The following is a 22,765-nucleotide window of genomic DNA, read 5'->3' as shown; positions in this document are numbered from 1 at the left end:
TTTTACTGATACTGGCCAGACCAAGCTGAACTGCTCGATCCGATCCAAAACATCCCCCACAACGAGGGACAAAATTTGGCATTGACTATCAAGCACACTGTTGAGTTCTCAAACAACCGACGCACACCGTTCCAGGCCCAAACCGCTTGGTTCCGACCCGAATCCGGGGCAACTTCCTTAACTTACCATTTTCGCTCCTACCCCGCAAACTCGCTGATCTTGCGATCCTGAGTCAGTGGAGAAACGGGTGCGATCCCGGAAATCTCGGAAGGTGGCCAACCCCGGCGCGTCCAACCTCCGGCTCTTCGCCTTGGCTGTCCGTCCGCCCGTCGGGCTGACAACGAGAACATTACACAGGCCCCGGAGTACATGCCAACTCACGGACGGTGATGCGCGACACAGGACATCACCGCAGGTCAACCTATTTTGGCGGTTCCATGGAAGACAGAGGGCCGGGCGGCACGCCCAACACTCCCCAGTGGTGCGTCAGGCAAGATTGCTTGAGTGTTCTAGCAGGAAACCCCGATCAAAACATGGGAAGTATTTTGCGATTCCATCACCATGGCTGCCCCCATCGGCTTCCGTCGCGTCCTCGGGCCCTCGCCGGCCGGCGCGACACGCCGCCCGGCGAGGGCGAGGGCGAGGGCTCGGCACCCCCGCGTGCTCTCGCGACGGTCAGCAGGTACCCCGCAGCGTGAGCAGGCGCTCGGCCGACCGGTCCGCGTTCCCGAACGAGTCCGGTGCGTGGGGCGGCTCGGCCACCTGGGCGGCGTTGTCCTGCTCCCAGATCAGGTGCTGCCGGCCGCTGCCCGTGAGCGCGCCCAGGAACGACCGGTAGTCGATGTCCCCCACGCCGAACTCGACCATGTCGTAGCCGTCGTCCGTCTCGGGCTCGGCCCTGCCGTCCTTGAGGTGGAACAGCGGGTATCGCGAACGGTTGGCGAGCACGTACTCCACCGGCTCGAAGCCTGGGTAGCGGTGCTTGCCCACGTGGGCCCAGTACACGTCCATCTCGAGGAACACGGTCGACGGGTCGGTGTTCCCGAGGAAGACGTCGTACAGCCGAACCGACGGGTCGTCCTCGGCGAAGCCGAACTCGCCGTCGTGATTGTGCTGGTAGAACTTCAGGCCTCGGGCGGCGGCGGCCTCGCCGAACCCGTTGAACCGCTCCGCGGCGGCCCGGTAGCCGCTCACGGTCCGGTCGGCCGTGGGCGCGTTGGCCGTACCGATGTGCTTCATCCCGAGGGTTTCCGCGATGTCGAGCTCGGCCTCCAGGCCGTTCTCGAAGTCGCGGATCCCGCGGTGCGACCCGACGGCGACCAGCCCGTTGTCGTCGAGCAGCGTCCGGATCTCCGACGCCGTGATGTCGCCGGTGCCCTGGCTGTACCCCGCGAACTCGATCTCGCGGTACCCCATCTCGGAGAGGCGTTCGAAGACGGTCCGGAAGCCCAGCGCGGACACCTTGTCCCGGATCGACCAGAGCTGGATGCCCAGATGCCCCGCGGGGACCAGGCGACGTCCGGTCCGTGAGGCGGTAGCGGCCCCCGCGGGACCGGCTCCCGCGAGGACCCCGGCCCCGACCGTCACCGATCCGGCGGCCAACGTCATGAATGTCCGGCGGTTCAGGCCGGTGCGAGTCGTCATTGAGGAGCTCCCTTGCTCGGACCGCCCCGTCCGGGGCAGCCGTGATGCTGTTTCGGATACGGAGGCGCGCCCGCGCGCCCCCTCGTGGGACCGGGCAACCGTGCCCGGCCGGTTCGCCGGGCGATGCACCCGGCCGTGACCACCTCTCTCTAGTCCTTCGTGGAGAACGCGGCGTCGAAGGCGGCGTCCGGGGCGTCGAAGGCGGTACGCCGCACGTACTCCAGCGCCTCCGGCGCCCCGACCAGCCGGTCCATGCCGGCGTCCTCCCACTCCACGGAGATCGGCCCGCTGTAGTCGATCGCGTTGAGCATGCGGAACGCGTCCTCCCAGGGGACGTCGCCGTGACCGGTCGACACGAAGTCCCAGCCTCGCCGGGGGTCGGCCCAGGGCAGGTGCGAGGACAGCCGGCCGTTGCGCCCGTTGGTCATGCGCTTCTTCGTGTCCTTGCAGTCCACGTGGTAGATGCGGTCCCGGAAGTCCCACAGGAAGGCCACCGGGTCCAGGTCCTGCCACACCATGTGTGACGGGTCCCAGTTGAGGCCGAACGCCTCCCGGTGCCCGATCGCCTCCAGCGTGGCCGCCGTCGTCCAGTAGTCGTAGGCGATCTCGCTCGGATGCACCTCGTGCGCGAACCGCACCCCTACCTCGTCGAAGACGTCGAGGATCGGGTTCCAGCGGTCGGCGAAGTCCTGGTAGCCCGCCTCGACCAGCTCGGCGGAGGCCGGCGGGAACATCGCCACGTACTTCCAGATCGACGACCCCGTGAACCCCACGACCGTGTCCACCCCCAGCCGTGCCGCGAGCCGGGCGGTGCACCTCATCTCCTCGGCCGCACGCTGCCGGACGCCCTCGGGATCCCCGTCGCCCCACACCCTGTCGGAGAGGATGTCGCGGTGCCGCTGGTCGATGGGGTCGTCGCACACCGCCTGGCCCTTGAGGTGGTTGCTGATCGCCCACACCTTCAGCCCGTGCCGCTTGAGCAGGTCGATCCGCCCGGCCACGTACTCGTCGTCGTCCCAGCGCCAGGGGTCGAGGTGGTCGCCCCAGCAGGCGAGCTCGAGGCCGTCGTAGCCCCATCCCGCGGCGAGCCGGGCCACCTCCTCCAGGGGTAGGTCAGCCCATTGGCCGGTGAACAGCGTGATCGGTCGTGTCATCGTGCTCTCCTCCTGTCCGTGCCCGGCGCGTGCCCCGTGCGGGACGCCCCGGTGCCGGCGGGTCGCCGGCGGTCTTCGGTCATGGCCTTCGCCTGCGCAGGACGACGACGGCCGCCACCACCACGGCGGCGACGAGCGCGCCCACCACCCAGCCGGTCCGGACCGGGGGCCCGGCGGACGTCGGTGCCGTGTCCGGATCCGAGACCTCCGCCTCGACGGACGAACCGCCGGCCCCGTCGCGCGTCGTCGCGTCCTCGGCGTCGGTGCCCGGTCCGGGCACGGCGGAGTCCGGGCCGGACGGCGCGGGAGACGGCGGCGCGGCGACGTCGAGCTCGGTCTTCACCGTGGCGGCAACGGGCTTCCTGACGCGTGCGGTCACCGTCCAGTGCCCCTCGTCGAGCAGTGCCGGGTCCGAGCGGTACCAGCCGACGCCCTCCGGCGCCGAGACGAGCGTGACCGGCCCGGCCTCCGCCCCGTCCGCCGAACGCGCCCGCACCACCACCACGGCCGACTCCTCGACGGGATGCCCGTCCCGCGCCCAGACCAGGGTCGCCGAGACGCCGCCGGCGCCGTCCGTACCGAGCTCGACGTCGATCGCGCCGCCGTGCGCCACCGCCGGAGGCGTGGCCGCCGGCGCCACGGCGAGGCCGAGGCCGAGCGCGAGCGCCGCGCCCAGGCGTGTGAACCGTTGCATGTCCGTTCCTCTCCGACTCGGGGGCACCGGCCCCGGGGAACCTCGGCACGGGACCGGAGCGCGTCCACCCCGTGCCGAGGCCGGGCCGGTGGTCACCGGCCCTGCCGCCGGCGTGCACCACGCCCCTGCCGTCGGCCCTGGGCCGGGGCCGGCGGCAGGGCCTTCGTCGTGGTGCCGGCCGGCGGCGGTCGACGGGGCGTGCGCCGACCGGCGGCGCACGCCCCGGGTCTCTCAGTCGCACCCCTCCTCGACGGTCACGACGACCCGTGCCTTGCCGGACGGGCTGAGCTCCCAGTCGCCGGACGGCGTGAGGTCCGTGCGGGGGGTGGGCGAGGCGATCACGCGGTAGTCACCCGGCTCGAGGTTCCCCAGGTCGCGTGGCTTGCCGTGCGCCGAGCCGTTGACCCACCGGTGCACGACGTAGCCGCGCACCCCCGGGAGCACGACCGAGGCGATCGAGCCTCCGGCGTCGCACGTCGCCGGGGTGACGACGACGTCGGGTGTGGTCGGGTCGGGGCACTCCGGCTCCTCGAGCGTCACGAAGAGCACGGCGAGCCCGTTGTCCCTGACCTTCCAGTCGCCCTCGCCGACGAGGGCGTACCCCTCGGCGGGCCGCGCCGCGACGCGGTACTCCCCCGGCGCCAGGCCGGTCAGGTCGTCCAGGCGGTCCCCGGCCGAGCCGTCCACCCACTCACGCACGACGTACGACCGGACCCCCGTCACGTCGGCCGGGACGAGGGTTCCCCCGGTGACGACCTCCGTCCCGGAGACGTCGTACGCGCAGGTCGGCTCCACGACGTCGACCGCTGGGGTCGCCTCCGTGAGCGGCTCGGCGTCGTCGGCCACCCGGAAGTGGTCGAACGACGCCGTGGCCGGCGACTGCTGCGAGGCCCCGAGGGCGTACAGCCCCACCCGGGCGTCCTCCAGTCCGTCGTGGGTGACCGTCTCGCCGACGGCGGTCCAGTCCTCCCCGTCGGCGCTGTACGCGGCGCTGAAGGTGGATCCCTCCCTCGACAGGCGCAGGTGCCACACGCCGGACGTCAGGTCGCTCGCGTTCGGCTGCGGGTCCTGCACCACGGCGTCGACCTCCGAGCGCAGTTCCAGGCGCTGCGCGACGGGGTCGCCCGCCGCGTTGTCCGTCACGAGGTCGAACTTGACGTAGTTGTCGTCGTCGCCGTAGACGATCAGACCGCCCTGCTGGTACTGCTGGTCGAAGTCCGACCCGTCCACCAGGGTCTCGACGGTCCAGTCGCCGGACGGCTGGTCCTGCACGACGATGTTCGGCGTGCCCGTGTTGCTGTCGGTGTAGATGTCGGTGGCGGTCGTGTCGATGTCGAGCGCGCCACCGGTCACCCGGTAGCCCGCCGGGTCCTCACGGACGACGTCCCAACGGCAGCCGTCGAGGGCGTCCCCGTCGAACTCGTCGTCGGGCCCGGGGGCCTCGGCCGTGTCGTCCGGGGTGAGGTGGAACCAGTCGAACCCGGCGTCCACCACCTCGGCGGCCGAGCCGGTGCCCGCGAGCGCCACGAGCCCGATCTGCGGGTCGTCGATGCCGGCGAGCTGCTTGGTCTCGGGCATGTCGGTGTAGGTCACGCCGTCGGCCGAGTAGGAGGCGGTGAGGTTCTGGCCGTCGGTGCTGGCCAGGCGCACGTACACGGTGTCCGGGTAGGTCTCGCCGAGGGCCGCGGTGTTGGAGTCGCCGCCCTCGTTCGGTGCGCCGTCCTCCTCGCGGATGTACTGGAAGATGCGGGTGGCCGGGTCGGCGGGTGCCGATCGGCCCTCGAGGACCATCTTCGCGTAGTTGTCGGCGTCGCCGTAGATCAGCAGGCCGGCCTGCTGGTACTGCGCGTAGGCCGGGATCGTGAGCTTGGCCGTGGCGGTGAAGGGGCCGTCGGGCAGGTCCTGCAGGACGATGTTCGGCACGGTGACGTTGTCCGTCCCGTAGAAGTCCGAGACGCTCGCCGGGATCGTGAGTGTCCCGTCGGCGACGCGCAGGTCCTGGTTGCGGTCGAGCACCGTCCAGCGGGCGGGATCGAGGTCGTCCCCGAGGAAGTCGTCGGACCGTCCGGACAGGCAGGGTTCCGGTTCCGGGATGGTTCCGGTGACCTCGACCATGGCGTGCTCGACGGTGTAGGCGCCGCCCTCGTCGGTGACGCGCACCTGCAGCCGGTAGGTGCCCGGCTGGTCGTAGGTGTGCTCGAGGGTGGGTGTCCCGCCGTCGACGAATCCGTCGCCGAGGCCGACGTCCCAGGCGTAGGACAGGTCGCCGGTGCCGTCGGGGTCGGTGGCGTCGGCGGAGGCGGTCACGGTCAGCGGGGCGTCGCCCGAGACGGGGTCGACGGTGAGTTCGACCTCGGGTCGTTCGTTGTCGGTGACCCCGCGGCCGTCGATCTCCATCCAGTTGACGTTGATCCCGCCGGAGAGCAGGACGAAGTGGAGGGATCCCGAGCCGGACGGGACGTCGTGGAGCGGGGTGCCGACGTCGACGTACTGCTGCCAGTCGCCGGTGCCGGGCACGGTGATGCGGCCGATCTCCGGGCCGTCGGGGGCGTCCCAGCGCAGGGACACCTCGCCACCGTCGCCCGCCGAGGCGGCGCGCAGGGAGATGGCGTCGACGTCGGACAGGCTGACGGGTTCGTGGGCCCAGTAGTCGCCGGGTTCGATGAACCCGATGTTCTGGCCGCCGCCGGCGGTGTCGCCGGTCTCCTCGATCTGGACGCCGGGGTCGCCGGCGCCGTCGCCGATGCCGTCCACGCGGCCGGTTCCGGTGAAGAACTCGGCCTGGACCAGCTTGGGCTGGAGCACCTGGAGGTCGGAGGTGGTGAGGGGGACGCCTGCCGCGCCGCCGTCGTCGGTGTAGAAGGCCTCGATGACCCAGAAGATGTTCGACTCGATGCCGTGGCCCTCGTCGCGGGCGGTCTGGACGACGCCCGAGCAGCCGGTCAGCTCGTCGAACGGGTGGGCGTGGGAGTCGTGGCCGAGTGAGGTGAACAGCGAGACGTTGTCGCAGGTCACCTCTCCGTCGGGGTCGTCGACGTCGATCTCGTAGCGGACCTGGTCGCCCCATTCGAAGAAGCCGCCGTTGTCCGGGAAGGTGATGGACACCTGTGGGGCGAGGTTGCCGACCACGACCGTCACGTTCGCGACGCCGGTCTGTCCGGCGGCGTCGGTGGCGACGAGCTGGGCGGTGTAGCGGCCGTTCTCGGTGTAGGTGTGGGTCGGGTTCGCCTCGGTGCTCGGTGCGGAGCCGTCGCCGAACGTCCACTGGAGCGAGATCGGCTCCCCGGCCGGGTGCCGGGTGCCCTCGGAGGAGAAGTGGACGGTCAGCGGGGCCAGGCCGTCGGTCACGTCGGCGCTCGCCCGGGCGACGGGGGCGGGGTCGCCCTCGACGTAGTCGACCTTGTAGACGCCCGAGCTGTCGTTGTTGCCGCCGAACCCGGAGCCCCAGTCCACGACGTACAGGGCTCCGTCGGGGCCGAAGTCGAAGTCCATGGGCCGGTCGAACCCGGCGCCGGGGTCGAAGATCCCGGGCAGCACCCGGTTGATGTCCACCAGGTCGTCGCGCTGTTCGCCGTCGAGCTGGAAGGAGTACATCCGGCCCTGGTTCCACTCGCCGAACAGTGCCTTGCCGTCCCAGTAGGCGGGCCACTTGACGTCGGAGTCGAGCTCCGGGTCGTAGGTGTAGACCGGGCCGCCCATCGGGGCGCCCCCGCCGCCGATCTCCGGGAACAGCGGGTTGGTCGAGTAGCCGTACCAGACCTCGGCCTCCACGGCGGGCGGCAGCTGGGTCAGGCCGGTGTTGTGCGGGGAGTCGTTGACGGGGCCGCCGTCGCAGTCGTACGCCGCGCCGGACTGGCCGGTGGCGAAGTCGTAGGCGTGGTAGGCGTTGTTCGATCCCGTGCAGTACGGCCAGCCGTAGAAGCCGGGCTCGCTGACAACGTTCCATTCGACGGTGCCGGCGGGGCCGCGGTCCGGGTCGGCGGAGCCGGCGTCCGGACCGTAGTCGGCGACGAGCACGCTGCCGGTGCCCGGGTCGACGCCGATCCGGAAGGGGTTGCGGAAGCCCATCGCGTAGATCTCCGGGAGGGTGTCCGCGGTGCCCGGGGCGAACAGGTTGCCCTCGGGGATCGTGTACGAGCCGTCGTCCTGCGGCGTGATGCGCAGGATCTTGCCGCGCAGGTCGTTGCTGTTGGCCGCGGTGCGCTGGGAGTCGTAGTTCTCCCGGCCGTCGCGCTCGTCCAGTGGGGCGTAGCCCTGGGACTCGAACGGGTTGGTGTTGTCGCCGGTGGCGACGTACAGGTTGCCCGCGCCGTCGAAGACCATGTCTCCGCCGGCGTGGCAGCAGGTGTCGCGCTGTGTGGGGATGACCAGCACCGTCTCCTCCGTGGACGGGTCGATGCTGCCGGAGGCGGCGTCGTAGTCGAAGCGGGAGACGCGGTTGTGCGGGCCGTCGTCGCCGACGTCCTGCGGGGACCAGAACAGGTACACCCAGCCGTTGTCCGCGAAGTCCGGGTCCAGGACGACGCCGGTCAGGCCGTCCTCGTTGGACTGGGTGACAGGAAGTGTCATGGCGGTGCCGGTGGTGTTCGACGCCGGGTCGATGGTCTGTACGCGCCCGTCCCGCTCGACGTAGAAGACGGTGCCGTCCCCGGCGACGTCCAGCATCATCGGGTTGGCGGTGTCCTCGTCGAGCGGCACCATCTCGTAGCCGGCGCTCTGTGTGGCGGAGCAGTCGGAGTCGACGACGCCCGCCGCGGTCCGCAGGCCGCCCAGCAGGTGGTCGAGGAACTCGGGCTCGCTGTACGCGGCGTCGGTGTGGCCGCCGCCGGTGTACCAGGAGCGGCCGCCGTCGTAGGCCTGGCACCAGGCGATCGGGTGCTCGGCGCCCATCGCGCCCGTCCCGGCGTCGTAGGTGGACTCGTCCAGCGAGGCCAGCACGTGCACGTCGTCGCGCGGGTCGGAGCGGAAGTTGTACCACTCGTCGAGCCGCTGCCAGCGTTGCGGCAGGTTCGCGGTCGACGGGTGGGCGGGGTCCTCGACCTTGATCGTGGCGTCCTGGATCTGCGGGTGGGAGTTGAAGTAGGCGCCCACCAGCTCGCCGTACCAGGGCCAGTCGTACTCGGTGTCGGAGGCCGCGTGGATGCCGGCGTAGCCGCCGCCGTTCCGGATGTACCTCTCGAACGCGGCCTGCTGCGTCTCGTCCAGGACGTCGCCGGTGGTGGAGAGCCAGGCGACGACGTCGTAGCCTGCGAGGTTCTCGTCGGTGAACGCCCCGGCATCCTCGGTGGCGTCCACCGTGAAGCCGTGCTCGGCGCCGAGCTGTTCGATCGCCGCGATCCCGGTGGGGATCGACCCGTGCCGGAAGCCTGCCGTGCGCGAGAAGACGAGCACGCTGAACGGGTCGTCCGCCGCGGCTGCGGCGAGCGGCGCGGGTGCGACGAGCGGCGCGGGTGCGACGAGCGGCGCGGGTGCGACGGCCGCCTGGGCCGCGGTGGCGGTGGCCAGGGTCATGGGAGCGGCGACCGCGAGTGCGGCGGCGACGGCGACCAGCCGTCCACCTCCGCGCGGTGCTCCCCAGAGCAAGTTTCTCACCAAGAACTCCTTCGTCGTCGAACGGTTCTGTTGCGCTCCGGGGTCCCGACCCGTCGGCCCTGACGGTGTCGTCACCGGTCCTGCTGTCCGTCACGGATGCGTGTCGCCGGTACCCGGCCGGGCATCCGTCGCTGTCCTCCCTTCTGCGGGGCTCGGTCCCGCCGGTCAGGCGACGTCCACCCAGCCGCTGTCCTGCTGCCAGCTGCGCTCGACGGCGTCGAGCACGCGCTGGACTGCCAGGCCGTCCGCGAACGACGGGCGCGGCTGGCGTGCGGCGGCCAGGTCCTCGACCAGGTCCACCACCTGGTGGGTGAACCCGTGCTCGTAGCCGAGGCCGTGGCCGGGTGGCCACCAGGCCCCCACGTAGGGATGGCCGGGCTCGGTCACCACGATGCGGCGGAAGCCTGCCGTGGCCGGGTCCTCGCCGTCGTCGAAGAAGTGCAGGACGTTCATGTCCTCGAAGTCGAACGCCAGCGAGCCGCGTGAGCCGTTGATCTCGAGCCGGATGGCGTTCTTGCGGCCCGCGGCGAACCGCGTCGCCTCGAAGCTCGCCAGGCCGCCGCCGGACAGCCGTCCGAAGAACAGCGCGGCGTCGTCCACCGTGACCGGTCCCGTACCGTCGCCCGCCCGGCCGGTCAGGCCGGAGGACGACTCCGCGACGGGCCGCTCGCGGACGAACGTCTCCAGCAGGCCGCTGACTCCCACGACCTGCTCGCCGGTGATGAACTGGGCCAGGTCCACGACGTGCGCCCCGATGTCGCCGAGCGCACCCGAGCCGGCCTTCTCCTTGTCCAGGCGCCACGACAGCGGCTCCGCGGGGTCGGTCAGCCAGTCCTGCAGGTACTGCGCCCGCACGTGGCGCACGTCGCCGATGCGGCCCGCGGCCACGAGGTCCCGCGCGAGCCGGATCGCCGGCACCCGGCGGTAGGTGAAGCCCACCATCGCCAGCACCCCGTGACCGGCCGCACGCTCGGCGGCGGCGGCCATCTCCTCCGCCTCGGCGACCGAGTTGGCCAGCGGCTTCTCGCACAGCACATGCTTGCCCGCGTCGAGGGCGGCGACGGCGATCTCCGCGTGGGTGTTGCCCGGCGTGCACACGTCGACCAGTTCGACGTCGTCCCGGTCGAGCAGCGTGCGCCAGTCGGTGGTCGACTCCTGCCAGCCGAGCCGGTCGGCGGCCTCCCGCACGCCCGCGGCGGAGCGGCCGGCGACGACGCGCATCCCGACACGCAGCGGGAGCTCGAAGAAGCGGGGGGCGGTACGCCAGGCCTGGGAGTGGGCGGCGCCCATGAACGAGTAGCCGACCATGCCGACGCCTAGCTGGTCGCGGGGCGCGTCACCCATGAACGTGGTCCTTCCGTCGTCGGGACCCGGCCTCCGGTGGACGGCCGGGACTGCGGCGGCGAGGCGGGCTGCCTCGCCACCGGGGGCGGGATCCGCTCATCAGGAGCGGAATCCGAGGTCCAGGTACTGGTCCACGTTGTCGGCGGTGACCACCGGCGCATGCAGCTGGATGGTGTGCGGCGCGCCCGCGGAGACCAGGTCGGCCATGTCCTTGTCCTGGGCGATCAGGCGCGCGAGCTTGATGCCGTCGGCCGCCTGCGTGGACGGGTAGATGACCGTGGCCCGCAGGACGGAGTCGCCCGCCTGGATCTGCTCCATGACGTCGAGGGAGCCGGCGCCGCCGACCATGAAGAACTCGTCACGTCCGGCGTTCTCGATCGCGGCCATGACGCCGATGCCCTGGTCGTCGTCGTGGTTCCAGATGGCGTCGATCTCGGGTTCGGCCTGCAGGAGGTTGGACGTGGCGGTCTCTCCTCCCTGGATGGTGAAGTCGGCGGCCACCTGGGTGGAGACGGACAGCCCGCAGTCGCTCAGGGCGTCGGCGAAGCCCTGGGACCTGTCCTGCGTGAGCGGCAGGTTGGCGATGCCCTGGATCTCGGCGACGACGGCGTCCGGCTGGTCCCCGAGCTGCTCGCAGATGTAGGTGCCGGCGGAGACGCCCATCCCGTAGTTGTCGCCGAGGATGGTGGCGCGGGACGCGAACGGGCTGGACAGCTCGCGGTCCACGTTGATGACGGGGATGCCGGCCTCCATCGCGTCGAGGGAGACCTCGGTGAGTGCGTCGCCGTCGAACGGGAGCAGCACGATGGCGTCCACGCCCTCGTTGATGAACTGCTCGATGTGGCTGATCTGCATGTTGACGTCGTTGGTGGCCTCTGCCTGGCGCAGCTCGACGTCGTCGTACCGCTCGGCGGTCTCCAGGGCCGCGCGCGTGATGGCGCCCATCCAGCCGTGGTCGGCGGCGGGTGCGGAGAAACCGATCGTGACGGTCTCACCGGGTTCGTCGTTGGTGGTGCCGCCGGAGCCGCTCTCCTGGCTCATGGAGTCGTTCTCCTCCTCGGGCGGTTCGTTGCTGACGCAGCCGGCGAGCAGAAGGGTGGAGGCGGCGAGGGCGGCGGGGATGGCGAGCATCCGGCGTGGGTTCTTCCGAGCGGACATCAGATCTTCCTCGATTCGGTCCGGTACCTGCGGGGGGAGGCAGGGCGCGCGCGGACAGCGCGGCCTGCGGCGGGGAGAGGGTTGCGGTCAGGGCTGGGCTGCGACGGGGAGCGTGCCCCGGAGGGCACGGGTCAGGTCGGCGTCGACCGGGTGGCGAACCGCTGCTGCAGGAGCACGGCGGCCACGATGATGGCGCCCTTGGCGACGAGCTGCGCCGAGGTCGACATGTTGTTGATGGTGAACACGTTGGTCAGCACGGTGAAGATGAGGACGCCCACGACGGTGCCGACGATGGTGCCGCGGCCGCCGACCAGCAGGGTGCCGCCGACGACGACGGCGGCGATGGCCTCCAGCTCCCAGAGCGTGCCGTGGGTGGAGGTTCCGGCCGTGGTGCGGCCGAGCATCATCGCACCGGCGATCCCCGCGGTCAGGCCGGCCAGTCCGTAGATGTACAGGATGTGGCGCTGCACCTTGATCCCGGCGAGGCGTGACGCCTCCGCGTTGCCACCCACGGCGACGGTCCGGCGCCCGAACGTGGTCCGGTTGAGCAGGAACCAGCCGGCGACGGCCACGACCGCGAAGATCCACACGAGGATCGGCACCCCGAGGGGTTCCCTGCGGAAGAACTCGATGAACGCGTCGCTCTGGACCCGCTGCGTCTGCCGGTCGGAGATCATCTCCGCCAGGCCGCGGGCGCTGGCGAGCATCGCCAGCGTGGTGATGAACGGGACGACGCGCCCGTAGGCGATGATCAGGCCGTTGACGAGGCCGGCGACGGTCCCGACGACCATGGCCGTGAACACCATCACCACCCAGTGGAAACTCTCGGCCATGGCCTGCGTCGCCAGGGTGGTGGCCCAGACGGTGGTCAGCCCCATCACGGAGCCGACCGAGAGGTCGATGCCCCCGGAGGTGATGACGAACGTCATCCCGATCGCGAGGACGCCGATGACGGCGGCCAGGCGCAGGACGGTCATGAGGTTGTCGAGGCTGGCGAACCGCTCACCGCCGGTGACGGTACCCACCACGCAGATGAGCACCAGGGCCAGGACGAGCCCGGCGTTGCGGCCGGCGGGGCCGGAGAACATCGAGGGGCGCCGGGTCCTGCTCTCGTTCTTGGTCTCCAGGTCGGCCTGCTGGACGGCCGTGGGTTCGGTCACGCGCTTGTTCCTTCCATGACGAGGTCGAGCACCTGGTGCTCGTCGATCTCCTGCGCGGGCGCGCTGCGCACGACCCGTCCGTCGGACACGACCAGCACCTGGTCCGCCAGCCCCAGCACCTCGGGGATCTCGCTCGAGACCACGAGCACGGCGGTGCCGGCGTCGGCCAGCCGCCTGACGAGCGCGTAGATCTCGGACCGAGCCCCGACGTCGACGCCGCGGGTGGGCTCGTCGAGCAGCAGCACCTCGCAGCCGTGCACCAGCCAGCGGGCGAGCATCGCCTTCTGCTGGTTGCCGCCCGACAGGGTCCGGATCGCACGGTCCACGTCGCGGGGCCGGAGGTCCAGGGCGGCGGCCTGCTCCTGCGAGGCCGTCCTCTCCGCGCGTTCGTCCAGCCAACCGGCCTGCGCGATCCGGGCGAAGCTCGCCAGGGTCACATTGCGGTAGACCGGTTCGTCGAGCACCAGGCCCTGGCTCTTGCGCTCCTCCGGCGCGAGCCCGATCCCGGCGGAGACCGCCGCGGTCACGGAGCCGCGGCGCAGGGTCCGTCCGTCGAGGGTGACCGTCCCCGCCGTGGCGCGGCGCGCACCACAGATGGTCTCGAGGATCTCGGAGCGGCCCGATCCCACGAGCCCAGCCAGGCCGACGATCTCTCCGCCCCGGACCGTGAGCGAGACGTCCTGGAAGGTGTCCGCGAGCGCGAGGCCGTCCACCACGAGGCGGACCGGGGCGTCCTGCGGGACGCCGGGCCGGGCGGGAAACGCGTACTCGACGTCCTTGCCGGTCATGAGTTTGATCAGTTCGTCCGTCGGCGTCGAGGCGACCGGGAGGTTCCGGCCCACGGTCACGCCGTCCTTGAGGACGGTGAGGCGGTCGCCGATACGGCGGATCTCCTCCAGCCGGTGGGAGATGTAGATGATCGCGATGCCCTGGCCCGTGAGCTCCTCCACGACCCGGAAGAGGTTGTCGACCTCACCGGCGTCGAGCACGGCCGACGGCTCGTCCATGACGATCACCCGTGCGTCGCGGGACAGGGCTCGGGCCATCGAGACGATCTGCTTGCCGGCGGCCGACAGGCTGCCGACCTCCCGGTGCGGCCCGATCTCCGGGTGGCCGAGGCGTTCCATGAGGCGGCGGGTGCGGCCGGCGACCTCGCGCCGCCGGGTGAAGCCCGCCGAGGCGAGCTCGTGACCGAGGTAGATGTTCTCCGCCACGGTGAGGCCGTCGACGACGTCGAGCTCCTGGTACATCGTGGCGATGCCGTGCTCGAGGGCCGCGACCGGGTGAGGGATCCGGATCTCCTGGCCGTCCAGCCGGATCGTCCCGGCGGTGGGCTGGTGCGCCCCCGCCAGGACCTTGATGAGGGTCGACTTCCCGGCCCCGTTCTGGCCCAGGAGGCAGTGCACCTCCCCGGGCAGCACGTCGAGGTCGACGCCGTCGAGCGCCTTGGCACCCGGGAAGTGCTTGACGATGCCGTGCATCTGCAGCAGCGGTGCTGCGGGGTCTCCAGTGACCATACGCCGACCATAGGGGCGACTTCTGCACACTGTCAATCATAAGTTCCGGTACTTTAGGACCGTTACCTCCCTGTGATCGGGGTGAAGAGACGAAGAAGTGGCGACGAAAGGTGGCATGGTTCACTGTGCTCATGGAAGGGCTGGCGAAATTCCCGCCGCGGCCGACGGGAGCGGGTGAGATGTTCCAACTGTTCCGGAACGGCGCGCCGCGGACGCGCGCCTCACTCGTTGCCGAGACCGGGCAGTCACGATCGACCGTCGCCGCGCGTATCGACGCGCTGCGGTCCGTCGGCCTCCTGGCACCCGCCGGAGAGGCGACGAGCACCGGTGGCCGGCCACCGTCGACGTTCGCCTTCGACCCCGGAGGACGCATCGCACTGGGCGTGGACCTGGGAGCCACCCACGCGCGGATCGCCGTCACGGACCTCGCGGGCGTGCCGATCGCCCAGGTCGACGAACCTCTCGCCATCGCCGACGGACCGGATCCCGTACTGGCCTGGGTTGCCGAGACCGGCAGAAAGCTCGTCACCCAGGCCGGGCGCCGCATGGACGAGCTCGCCGGTGTCGGCATCGGGCTGCCCGGCCCGGTCGACCACGGCACCGGACGGCCCGTCAATCCGCCGATCATGCCCGGCTGGGGCGGAGTCGACGTGCCGGCAGAGCTGTATGCCCGGCTCGGCGCGCCCGTGCTGGTGGACAACGACGTCAACATCATGGCGCTGGGCGAGCACCGGACGATGGCGCCCGACGTCGACGACCTGCTGTTCGTCAAGGTGGCGACCGGGATCGGCGCCGGCGTCATCATGGACGGCCAGCTGCGCCGGGGAGCCCAGGGCGCCGCCGGCGACCTGGGGCACGTCACGGTGCCCGGCGCCGGCGACATCCCGTGCCGGTGCGGCAACAACGGCTGCCTCGAGGCCGTCGCCGGGGGTGCCGCCATCGCGGCACGCCTGCGTGCCGCGGGTGCGTCCGTGGGCACCACCCAGGACATCGTCGACCTCGTCCGGTCCGGTGACGTCGCCGCGGGCCAGGCGGTCCGCCAGGCGGGTCGCGACATCGGGAGCGTGCTGGCCGCCTCGGTGAGTCTGCTGAACCCCGCCCGCATCGTCGTCGGCGGCATCCTCGCCGGTGCCGGCGAGCATCTCATGGCGGGGATCCGCGAGGTGGTCTACCAGCGCTCGCTCCCCCTGGCCACGCGAGACCTGCGGATCACGCCGTCGGAGGCAGGCGCCCAGGCCGGTGTCGTCGGCGCCGCGACCCTTGTCATCGAGCAGTACCTCGCGCCATCCTCGGTGGACACGCTCATCGCTGCCAAGGAGGTCATGTGATCACGCGTCGCGCACTCGTCGTCCGGGGAGGCTGGGACGGGCACGACCCGACGGGAACCACCAACCTCGTCGTCCCGTTCCTGCGGAACGCCGGATTCGACGTCACCATCGAGGAGTCGCTCGAGATCTACGCCGACGAGGAGGCGATGGCCGGGACCGATCTCGTCGTCCAGTCGTGGACGATGGGCGACATCCTGGTCGAGGAGATGCACGGGCTGCGCATCGCCGTCGAGAACGGCACCGGCCTCGCCGGCTGGCACGGCGGGCTCCTGGACTCCTTCCGCAACGCCACCGACTTCCAGCACATCGTCGGCGGTCAGTTCGTCGCCCACCCGGGGGACGACGTCGACCACGAGATCGTCGTCCGGCCCGAACGGGCGGACCATCCGGTCGTCCAGGGGCTCGAGTCACCGATCCGCCTGCACACCGAGCAGTACTGGGTGCAGCACGACCCGGCGTGCGACGTCCTCATGACGACCACTCACCGCCCCGGACCCGACACGCCGTGGCACGAGCCCGTCACCGTGCCCGTGACCTGGACCCGGCGCTGGGGGAAGGGGCGGGTGTTCGCCTGCACCGTCGGCCACTCGACCGCGGAGCTCGAGCACCCGGCGATCCACGGGATCATCACGCGCGGGCTGCTCTGGGCTGCTCGGCCGGAGCCGTAGCCACCGGGGTCCGCCGCCGGCCGCAGGCGGTCAGGGCTCGGTGGTCACCGGGAGGGGCACCGCCGCCGGGCCGCCTTCGAGGAGCGCCTTGAAGCCGTCCTCGTCGAGGATCGGCACGCCGAGCTCCTCGGCCTTGGCCGCCTTCGACCCGGCCTTCTCGCCCGCGACGACGTAGTCCGTCTTCTTCGAGACGGACCCGGCGGACCTGCCGCCCGCGGCGATGACCGCCTCCTTGGCACCGTCGCGGGTGAAGTCGACGAGGGAGCCGGTCACGACCACCGTGAGCCCCGCCAGGGGGCCCTGGGGCTCGGCGCCCTCGGCGGCCTTCGCCGCCATCGCCTCCGGACCGGGGTGGCCCGGCGTGGCGAACCGGACACCTGCCGCTCGCCACGCGTCGAGGATCTCCTGGTGCCAGGGAACCTCGAACCAGGCGAGCAGCTCGTCCGCGATGACGGGTCCGACGCCGTCCACCGCGGCCAGCTCCTCGCGCGAGGCGGCCCGGATCGCGTCCAGCGAGCCGAACCAGTCGGCGAGGGCTCGGGCGGCGACCGGCCCGACGTGCCGGATGTTCAGCGCGACGAGCTGCCGCCAGAGGTCCTTGGTCCGGGCCAGTTCGAGCTCGTCGAGGAGCTTGGTCGCCTGTGCCGACGGCTCCACCAGCTCGTGGTCCTTGCGGATGCCCGCCCGGCGCCGCTCGGCCGGATCCATGTCCTCGGTCCCCGGCGGGTAGACCTTCGAGGTCTTCTGGAAGGGCCGGCGCACCCGCGCGACGCCGTCGTCGTCCACCTTGGGGGCGCCCGTCTCGGGGTCGCGGACCACCACCTCGATCGGCACGAGGTCGTCGAGCGTGAGCGAGAACAGGCCGGCCTCGGTCCGCAGCGGCGGGTTCGCCGGGACCTGCGGCTGCGTGAGCGCGGCCGCGGTCACCTCTCCGAGCGCCTCGACGTCCAGGCCGCCGCGGGAACCGATGTGTTCGACGCGGCCGCGCACCTGTGCGGGGCAGGACTCGGCATTGGGGCAGCGCAGGTCGACGTCGCCCTCCTTCATGGCACGCAGCGGCGTGCCGCACTCGGGGCATTCGGCGGGCATGACGAAGTCCCGGCGCGGGTGCCCGTCGTTCGCGAGGGCGGCGACGGGGCCGAGGATCTCGGGGATCACGTCGCCCGCCTTGCGCAGCACGACGACGTCACCGATGCGCACGCCCTTGGCGGCGACGACGTCCTTGTTGTGCAGGGTGGCCTGGCGGACGGTGGATCCGGCCACCTTCACCGGCTCCATCACGGCGTACGGGGTGGCCCTTCCGGTGCGGCCGACACCGATCCGGATGTCCAGGAGGCGGGTGTTGACCTCCTCCGGCGGGTACTTGTAGGCGATGGCCCAGCGGGGTGCGCGGCTGGTGGCGCCGAGACGGCGCTGCTCGGCCAGGGTGTCCACCTTGACGACGATGCCGTCGAGCTCGTGCTCGATGCTGTGCCGGTGTTCGCCGTAGTGCTCGATCATGGCGTGCACCCCGTCGAGTCCGTCCACGACACGGTTGTGCGGGGAGACCGGCACACCCCACTGCTCGAACAGGGCGTAGGCGTCCGACTGCCGCGCCAGCTCGGTGTGCTCTCCCCGCGTCCACTGCAGCGCGCCCACGCCGTGCGCGTACATGCGCAGGTTGCGGCTCGCGGTGACCTTGGGGTCCTTCTGCCGCAGCGACCCCGCCGCGGTGTTGCGCGGGTTGGCGTAAGGGGCGTGACCGGCGGCGACGAGCTGCTCGTTGAGGGCCGCGAAGTCCTCGATGCCGAGGAAGACCTCGCCGCGGATCTCGATGAGGTGCGGGTGGGTGGCCGGGTCTCCGCCGAGGCGCTGCGGGATCGTCTCGATGGTGCGCGCGTTCGCGGTGACGTCCTCCCCGGTGCGGCCGTCGCCACGGGTCGCGGCGCGTTCCAGCACACCGTCCCGGTAGAGCAGGGCGATCGCGAGCCCGTCGATCTTGACCTCGCACAGGTAGTCCAGCCGGGCACCCTCGGCCAGGCCCAGGTCGCGGTGCACCTTGGCGGCCCAGTCGCCGAGCTCGCCGGTGCTGAACACGTTGTCGAGCGAGAGCATCCGTTCCACGTGCTCGGCCGGGGCGAAGCCCGTGGCCGCCACCCCGCCGACCGTCTGCGTGGGCGACTCGGGCGTGACCAGCGACGGGAACTCGGCCTCGAGGGCGGTCAGCTCGCGCATCCAGACGTCGTACTCGGCGTCGGACACCTCCGGGGCGTCGCGCGTGTAGTACGCCTCGCGGGCCGCCTCGATGTGCTCGGCGAGCTCCGCCCAGCGGCGCTGCGCGGCGATCTGGTCGTCCGCCGCGGTGGCGGCCTCACCGCGATCGACCGGGACGGTGTCGATCGGTGCGTCCTCGAGGACGACGGACTGGGTCTTGGCGTTGCGCTCGGTCACGGGTCCATCATGGCCCGGCTGTCTGACATTGACGACGGGTGCAGTGAAGGGTGCGGGCCGAGGAACGAGGCACGCGCCCGCAACGGAACCCGAGGAGATGTCACAACCGACACCACATCGACGACCGGTGCAGTGAAGGGTGCGGGCCCGGGGCCCGCACCCTCGGCTCAGGCGTCGACGGTGACCGTTCGGCTCGCGATCTTCTCCTTGAGCTGCGGCAGCAGCTCCGCGTACGCGCCCGGGTCCACGGGCAGCAGCCACTGCTTGACCTTCTGGCCGCTGGAGATGTCGATGCCGATGTCGGCGAGCGTCTCGTCGATGTTGTGCAGCGAGAAGGGGATGACGTTGGTGCCGCGGGCGTGCTTGCCCTTGGTCCGCTCCGCCATCCACCGCACGCGCTCGGCGACGGCGGCTCGCCGCTCCTCGAGCGGCGGCAGGTCGAGGGCGCCCGCGAGGTGCGCACCGATCCACAGCGCGCCGACCTCGGCCGACAGCGGGCTGAACAGCGAGGAGTTGTAGCCGGCGAACGTCAGGTTGGGCACGTCGTGGGGCAGGATCTGGTGCCACAACTCGAAGTTGCCGTCGTCGTCCATGAGGCGCCTGGTGACGGCGTCGTCCAGGAACGGGATGCGCTGGTGGAAGCCGGTGCCGCAGACGACGACGTCCGCGGGGACGCTCGCGCCGTCGGAGAGCTCGGCGACGGGCTGCCCGTCGGTGACGACGAACCGCGAGATCTCGGTGTCGCGGTGGACGGTGATCTTTCCGGCGGCGACCTGCTCGTAGAACCCGTCGGTGGACAGCGAGACGGTGCTGCTGGCGATGTCGGAGAACTCCCCGTGGGGCACCAGGCCCAGCTTCTTCAGCTTGAGCTGCGCGGTGACGACCGCGCCGAGGGAGTCGACCATGCCCTGGCGGACGGCGTTGCCCGACCCGTGCAGGAACCGTTCCATGCCGGTCTCCTGCGTCTGGTAGCGGAACAGGTTCTCGCCGAACCGCGTCAGCAGCAGGTACTTCATGTTCAGCGCGCCGGTGATCTTCTTCGGCATCTTCCACAGCAGGTGGCGGGCCACGACGGTGGTGCTGGCGGCGACCTCGCCGATCTCGGCGGCGACGTCGCACGCCGACTTGCCGTAGCCGACCACGACGACGTGCTTGTCGCGCACGGACTCGATGTCGTTCAGCTGGCTGGACGCGATGAGCCGGCCGCCGGCACGCACCAGGTCGGGGTACCCCTCGTAACGGGGCAGCACCGGGTCGGAGAAGATGCCGTTGGCGACCACCAGGTGGTCGAAGCGCTCGGGTGCGCGCAGCGGCGCCCCGGACGGGCGCGCGGTCACGAGCCAGCCGTCCTCACCGGGTGCCGGCTCGGCGCGCACCACCTCGGTCGACAGGCGCAGCGAGGGCTTGAGGCCGAACGTCCGCACGTACTGCTCGAGGTAGGACTGGACCTGCGTCCCCGTGGGCCACTCGGGGTACTCCTTGGGCATCGGCAGGTCGGAGAACGCGTAGGAGTCGCGGTTGTTCTGCGTCCGCAGGCCCGTGTAGCGACGGGTCACGCTCCACACGCCGCCGACGTCGGGCGCCTTCTCGTAGATCGTGACCTCGTGCCCCAGTTCCTTGAGCACCTTGGCGGTGGCGAGCCCCGCGAAACCGGCTCCGACGACAGCGATCCTCACGTTTTCCCCTGCTCCTTCGTCCGGAAGAAATCTTCCTTGTGGCAATCCGGTCGAATGGTAGCGTCACTTCACCCTTCGGGAACAGGGGCTATGTGAGACATATTGGGGCTCGGGGTGTTCTCGCCGGTTTCGCACCGCTTACCAGCGGCTGGCCTGGACCGGCTCGACGAATCGCACGGGAAGCGCCGCCGGGTACCGCGTCCACAGCGATCGCACCATACGAATCTCCCCGGGATCCGCGGCGAGCCGCATCTGCGGGATCCGGTGCACCACCGCCGCGATCGCGGTCCGTCCGATGATCGACGCCACCCGCTGCGCCGGACAGCTGTGCGGCCCCACACCCCACGTCAGGTGGTACCTGCCGCCGGCGTCGGACAGGGGGTCGTCGATGGACAGCGCCGGGTCGGCGTTCGCGGAGACGATCGCCGGGATCAGGGCGTCCCCCGCCGCCACGTAGCGGCCGCCGAGTTCGCAGTCCTGACGCGCGAAACGTGGCAGGACGTTCACCACCGGGGGCCGGGTCCGGGACGCCTCGTCCACGGCGTCGGTCACGTCGAGCCGCCCCCCGTACAGCCGGGCGGCGAAGCGTTCGTCGGTCAGCAGCAGGTGCAGCGCCCCGGCCACCCAGGCGACCTGGGCGTCGTGCGCGAGGACGAACATCTCGGCGAGCGTGGTCATCACCTCGACGTCGTTGTCCATCGCGGAGTGCTCGAGCATGGCCGTGGTCAGGTCATCGCCCGGCTCGGGCCGGTGCGCCGCCACGTGCTCCATCATGATCTGCATGGACTCCTCCGACGCGGCCGTCGCCGTGTCGCGGGCCCCGAAGATGTCGCGCGTCAGGAGGCTCATGCGCTGCGCGTCGGAATGGCTCAGGCCCAGCAGCTCGCCGAGCAGATACACGCACAGCGGAACCGTGAAGTCCTGGATCAGATCCGCCTCGCCCCGGCCTGCCAGGCCGTCCAGGATCGCGTCGCACGCCACCTCCACGGAGACACGCAGACGGGTCTCGTCGATCGCGGCGAAAGCGTCGTCGATCGGCGCCCGCAACCGGCGATGCCGCGGTCCGTCCACGTGATAGGCACTCTCACGCGGCGCCATGACCGCGAGCAGTCCCGGCGGCAGCGCCCGGCGCTGCACGTACGCCCAGTTGCGGGGGTCACGCGAGAACATGATCTCGCTGCGCAGCATCGACGCGGCTTCCTCGTAGCCCAGCACCAGCCAGGCCGGGACGCCGGGAACCATGTCCACGGGGGCGAGTGCTCCCCACTTCTCACGCAGGCGTTCGTAGTCCGTGTACGGGTCCAGCGCGTCGTGCTCGCCGAGCAGCACCGGGCGGTAGGCCACGTCCTCCAGCCGGGTCCGGTCGGGACCCACGTTCAGCCTCCTGGGTTGCATCTGCGGCTCCCGGCCGCCCGCGTCACGCGGGCGCCTTCTGGAAGGCTGGGAACGTCAGCGCGTGCTCCACCAACTGGATCAGGGCCTGGGCCGAGGAGGTGCGGTTGCGTGCGTCGCAACGCACGATCGGCGTGCCCGGCAGCAGGTCGAGCGCGGCACGGATGCGCTCGACCGGGTACTGCGGCGAGTCCGGGAACTGGTTGATCACCACGGCGAACGGCATCTTGGTGCGCAGTTCGAGCTGATCGAGGACCTCGAACGAGGCTTCGATGTTCCGGGTGTCGACCATGACCAACGCTCCCACGGCGCCGTCGGCGAGGCCCGCCCACAGGTCCCAGAACCGCCGCTGTCCGGGGGTGCCGAACATGTACAGCGCGATCTCCTGCGAGATGGTGAGCCGACCGAAGTCCAGCGCCACCGTCGTGGTCTGCTTCTCGGGCAGACCAGGGTCCACGCCGACGCTGGCCGTCGTGATCTGCTCCTCGGTGCGCAGCGGTTCGATCTCGCTCACGGAGCCGATCAGGGTGGTCTTGCCCACCCCGAACGCGCCCACCACGAGGATCTTCACCGAGCGCGCCACCGAGGGCGCGAGATGCTGGCCTGGCATCGCCGATCCGGATGCCGATTCAGATGTTGCGGAGTCCATCGAGCACCTTCTCCAGGATGTCCCGTTCGGGAAGGACGTGTGCCTGGTGATTGGAACGGATCGTGAGATGGCCGGAGTCGACCAGGTCCGAGACCAGTACCGCCACCAGACTGACCGGCAGGGCCAGATAGGCGGCGACCTCCGCCAGCGCGAGGGTCCCCCGGCACAGGCGCACCAGGTCACGCTGCTGCCGGGTGGCGGTCGACGGCGCCGGCCTGCCGTCCACCGCCACCAGGAGAGTCTCGGGGCGAAGGGTATTGCGGGTCGGATGTGCGCGCCCGGACGTCAGCACATACGAACGGACCGGATGGTCCCGATACTCGTCCCCCTGTGACATAAAGAGCTACCGCCTCTCCTCG

The 22,765-nt window shown here is 71.1% G+C and carries 15 protein-coding genes; 2 read left to right on the top strand and 13 right to left on the bottom strand.

The genetic code is table 11. The features are described 5' to 3' along the window. Positions 1-675: 675 nt before the first annotated feature. From HGK34_RS10405 to HGK34_RS10370, 8 genes are all read right to left on the bottom strand, one after another. The gene (locus HGK34_RS10405) at positions 676-1,644 is read right to left on the bottom strand and encodes a sugar phosphate isomerase/epimerase family protein (RefSeq protein ID WP_201846878.1); all 969 of its coding nucleotides are present in this window, start codon (positions 1,642-1,644) and stop codon (positions 676-678) included. A 149-nt stretch (positions 1,645-1,793) separates the two neighbouring features. Beyond that, positions 1,794-2,798 (bottom strand): sugar phosphate isomerase/epimerase family protein, encoded by a 1,005-nt coding sequence (locus HGK34_RS10400; protein WP_201846876.1) that lies wholly within the window; start codon positions 2,796-2,798, stop codon positions 1,794-1,796. A 79-nt stretch (positions 2,799-2,877) separates the two neighbouring features. After that, a complete protein-coding gene (locus HGK34_RS10395; RefSeq protein WP_201846874.1) occupies positions 2,878-3,492 on the bottom strand; it encodes a hypothetical protein in 615 nt (204 codons plus the stop codon). Positions 3,493-3,723: 231 nt separating this feature from the next. Then, complete coding sequence (locus HGK34_RS10390) at positions 3,724-9,084, bottom strand: ThuA domain-containing protein (protein WP_307815894.1); 5,361 nt, start codon at positions 9,082-9,084, stop codon at positions 3,724-3,726. A gap of 165 nt (positions 9,085-9,249) precedes the next feature. Beyond that, positions 9,250-10,428, bottom strand: a complete 1,179-nt coding sequence (locus tag HGK34_RS10385) for a Gfo/Idh/MocA family protein (protein WP_201846872.1) — start codon at positions 10,426-10,428, stop codon at positions 9,250-9,252. Positions 10,429-10,527: 99 nt separating this feature from the next. Next, positions 10,528-11,586, bottom strand: a complete 1,059-nt coding sequence (locus HGK34_RS10380; RefSeq protein WP_201846870.1) for a substrate-binding domain-containing protein — start codon at positions 11,584-11,586, stop codon at positions 10,528-10,530. 131 nt (positions 11,587-11,717) lie between these two features. Then, complete coding sequence (locus HGK34_RS10375; RefSeq protein ID WP_372433110.1) at positions 11,718-12,746, bottom strand: ABC transporter permease; 1,029 nt, start codon at positions 12,744-12,746, stop codon at positions 11,718-11,720. Continuing rightward, positions 12,743-14,263 (bottom strand): sugar ABC transporter ATP-binding protein, encoded by a 1,521-nt coding sequence (locus tag HGK34_RS10370; RefSeq protein WP_201846868.1) that lies wholly within the window; start codon positions 14,261-14,263, stop codon positions 12,743-12,745. Before HGK34_RS10370 ends, HGK34_RS10375 begins: the two co-directional genes overlap by 4 nt. A gap of 179 nt (positions 14,264-14,442) precedes the next feature. Between HGK34_RS10370 and HGK34_RS10365 the strand changes: the two genes are divergently transcribed. Then, positions 14,443-15,591 carry an ROK family protein gene (locus tag HGK34_RS10365; protein WP_244666606.1) on the top strand — a complete coding sequence of 383 codons (1,149 nt, stop codon included), beginning with the start codon at positions 14,443-14,445 and terminating at the stop codon, positions 15,589-15,591. Next, complete coding sequence (locus tag HGK34_RS10360; protein WP_201846890.1) at positions 15,591-16,259, top strand: ThuA domain-containing protein; 669 nt, start codon at positions 15,591-15,593, stop codon at positions 16,257-16,259. The genes HGK34_RS10365 and HGK34_RS10360 overlap by 1 nt, the downstream gene beginning before the upstream one ends. A gap of 30 nt (positions 16,260-16,289) precedes the next feature. Here HGK34_RS10360 and ligA read toward each other — a convergent pair whose 3' ends face one another. The 5 genes from ligA to HGK34_RS10335 form a co-directional block, all read right to left on the bottom strand. Beyond that, a complete protein-coding gene (gene ligA, locus HGK34_RS10355) occupies positions 16,290-18,689 on the bottom strand; it encodes an NAD-dependent DNA ligase LigA (RefSeq protein ID WP_372433109.1) in 2,400 nt (799 codons plus the stop codon). Between the two features lie 167 nt (positions 18,690-18,856). Further along, positions 18,857-20,365 carry a flavin-containing monooxygenase gene (locus tag HGK34_RS10350; RefSeq protein ID WP_201846866.1) on the bottom strand — a complete coding sequence of 503 codons (1,509 nt, stop codon included), beginning with the start codon at positions 20,363-20,365 and terminating at the stop codon, positions 18,857-18,859. A gap of 138 nt (positions 20,366-20,503) precedes the next feature. Further along, positions 20,504-21,760 carry a cytochrome P450 family protein gene (locus HGK34_RS10345; protein ID WP_201846862.1) on the bottom strand — a complete coding sequence of 419 codons (1,257 nt, stop codon included), beginning with the start codon at positions 21,758-21,760 and terminating at the stop codon, positions 20,504-20,506. A gap of 22 nt (positions 21,761-21,782) precedes the next feature. Continuing rightward, positions 21,783-22,367, bottom strand: a complete 585-nt coding sequence (locus HGK34_RS10340; RefSeq protein ID WP_211200322.1) for a GTP-binding protein — start codon at positions 22,365-22,367, stop codon at positions 21,783-21,785. A gap of 19 nt (positions 22,368-22,386) precedes the next feature. Next, positions 22,387-22,743 carry a DUF742 domain-containing protein gene (locus HGK34_RS10335; protein WP_201846858.1) on the bottom strand — a complete coding sequence of 119 codons (357 nt, stop codon included), beginning with the start codon at positions 22,741-22,743 and terminating at the stop codon, positions 22,387-22,389. Positions 22,744-22,765: the final 22 nt, after the last annotated feature.

Origin of the sequence: Myceligenerans indicum (genome assembly GCF_016742955.1) — a bacterium.
GTDB lineage: Bacteria > Actinomycetota > Actinomycetes > Actinomycetales > Cellulomonadaceae > Myceligenerans > Myceligenerans indicum.
Note: the sequence above shows the minus strand (reverse complement) of the source record. Positions and strands in the feature narration are given on the sequence as shown.

What these genes read in the sequence shown, in the direction of transcription:
- HGK34_RS10405 (WP_201846878.1), bottom strand. Translation starts at nt 1,644, where the DNA reads ATGACGACTCGCACCGGCCTGAACCGCCGGACATTCATGACGTTGGCC.
- HGK34_RS10400 (WP_201846876.1), bottom strand. Translation starts at nt 2,798, where the DNA reads ATGACACGACCGATCACGCTGTTCACCGGCCAATGGGCTGACCTACCC.
- HGK34_RS10395 (WP_201846874.1), bottom strand. Translation starts at nt 3,492, where the DNA reads ATGCAACGGTTCACACGCCTGGGCGCGGCGCTCGCGCTCGGCCTCGGC.
- HGK34_RS10385 (WP_201846872.1), bottom strand. Translation starts at nt 10,428, where the DNA reads ATGGGTGACGCGCCCCGCGACCAGCTAGGCGTCGGCATGGTCGGCTAC.
- HGK34_RS10380 (WP_201846870.1), bottom strand. Translation starts at nt 11,586, where the DNA reads ATGTCCGCTCGGAAGAACCCACGCCGGATGCTCGCCATCCCCGCCGCC.
- HGK34_RS10370 (WP_201846868.1), bottom strand. Translation starts at nt 14,263, where the DNA reads ATGGTCACTGGAGACCCCGCAGCACCGCTGCTGCAGATGCACGGCATC.
- HGK34_RS10365 (WP_244666606.1), top strand. Translation starts at nt 14,443, where the DNA reads ATGTTCCAACTGTTCCGGAACGGCGCGCCGCGGACGCGCGCCTCACTC.
- HGK34_RS10345 (WP_201846862.1), bottom strand. Translation starts at nt 21,760, where the DNA reads ATGCAACCCAGGAGGCTGAACGTGGGTCCCGACCGGACCCGGCTGGAG.
- HGK34_RS10340 (WP_211200322.1), bottom strand. Translation starts at nt 22,367, where the DNA reads ATGCCAGGCCAGCATCTCGCGCCCTCGGTGGCGCGCTCGGTGAAGATC.
- HGK34_RS10335 (WP_201846858.1), bottom strand. Translation starts at nt 22,743, where the DNA reads ATGTCACAGGGGGACGAGTATCGGGACCATCCGGTCCGTTCGTATGTG.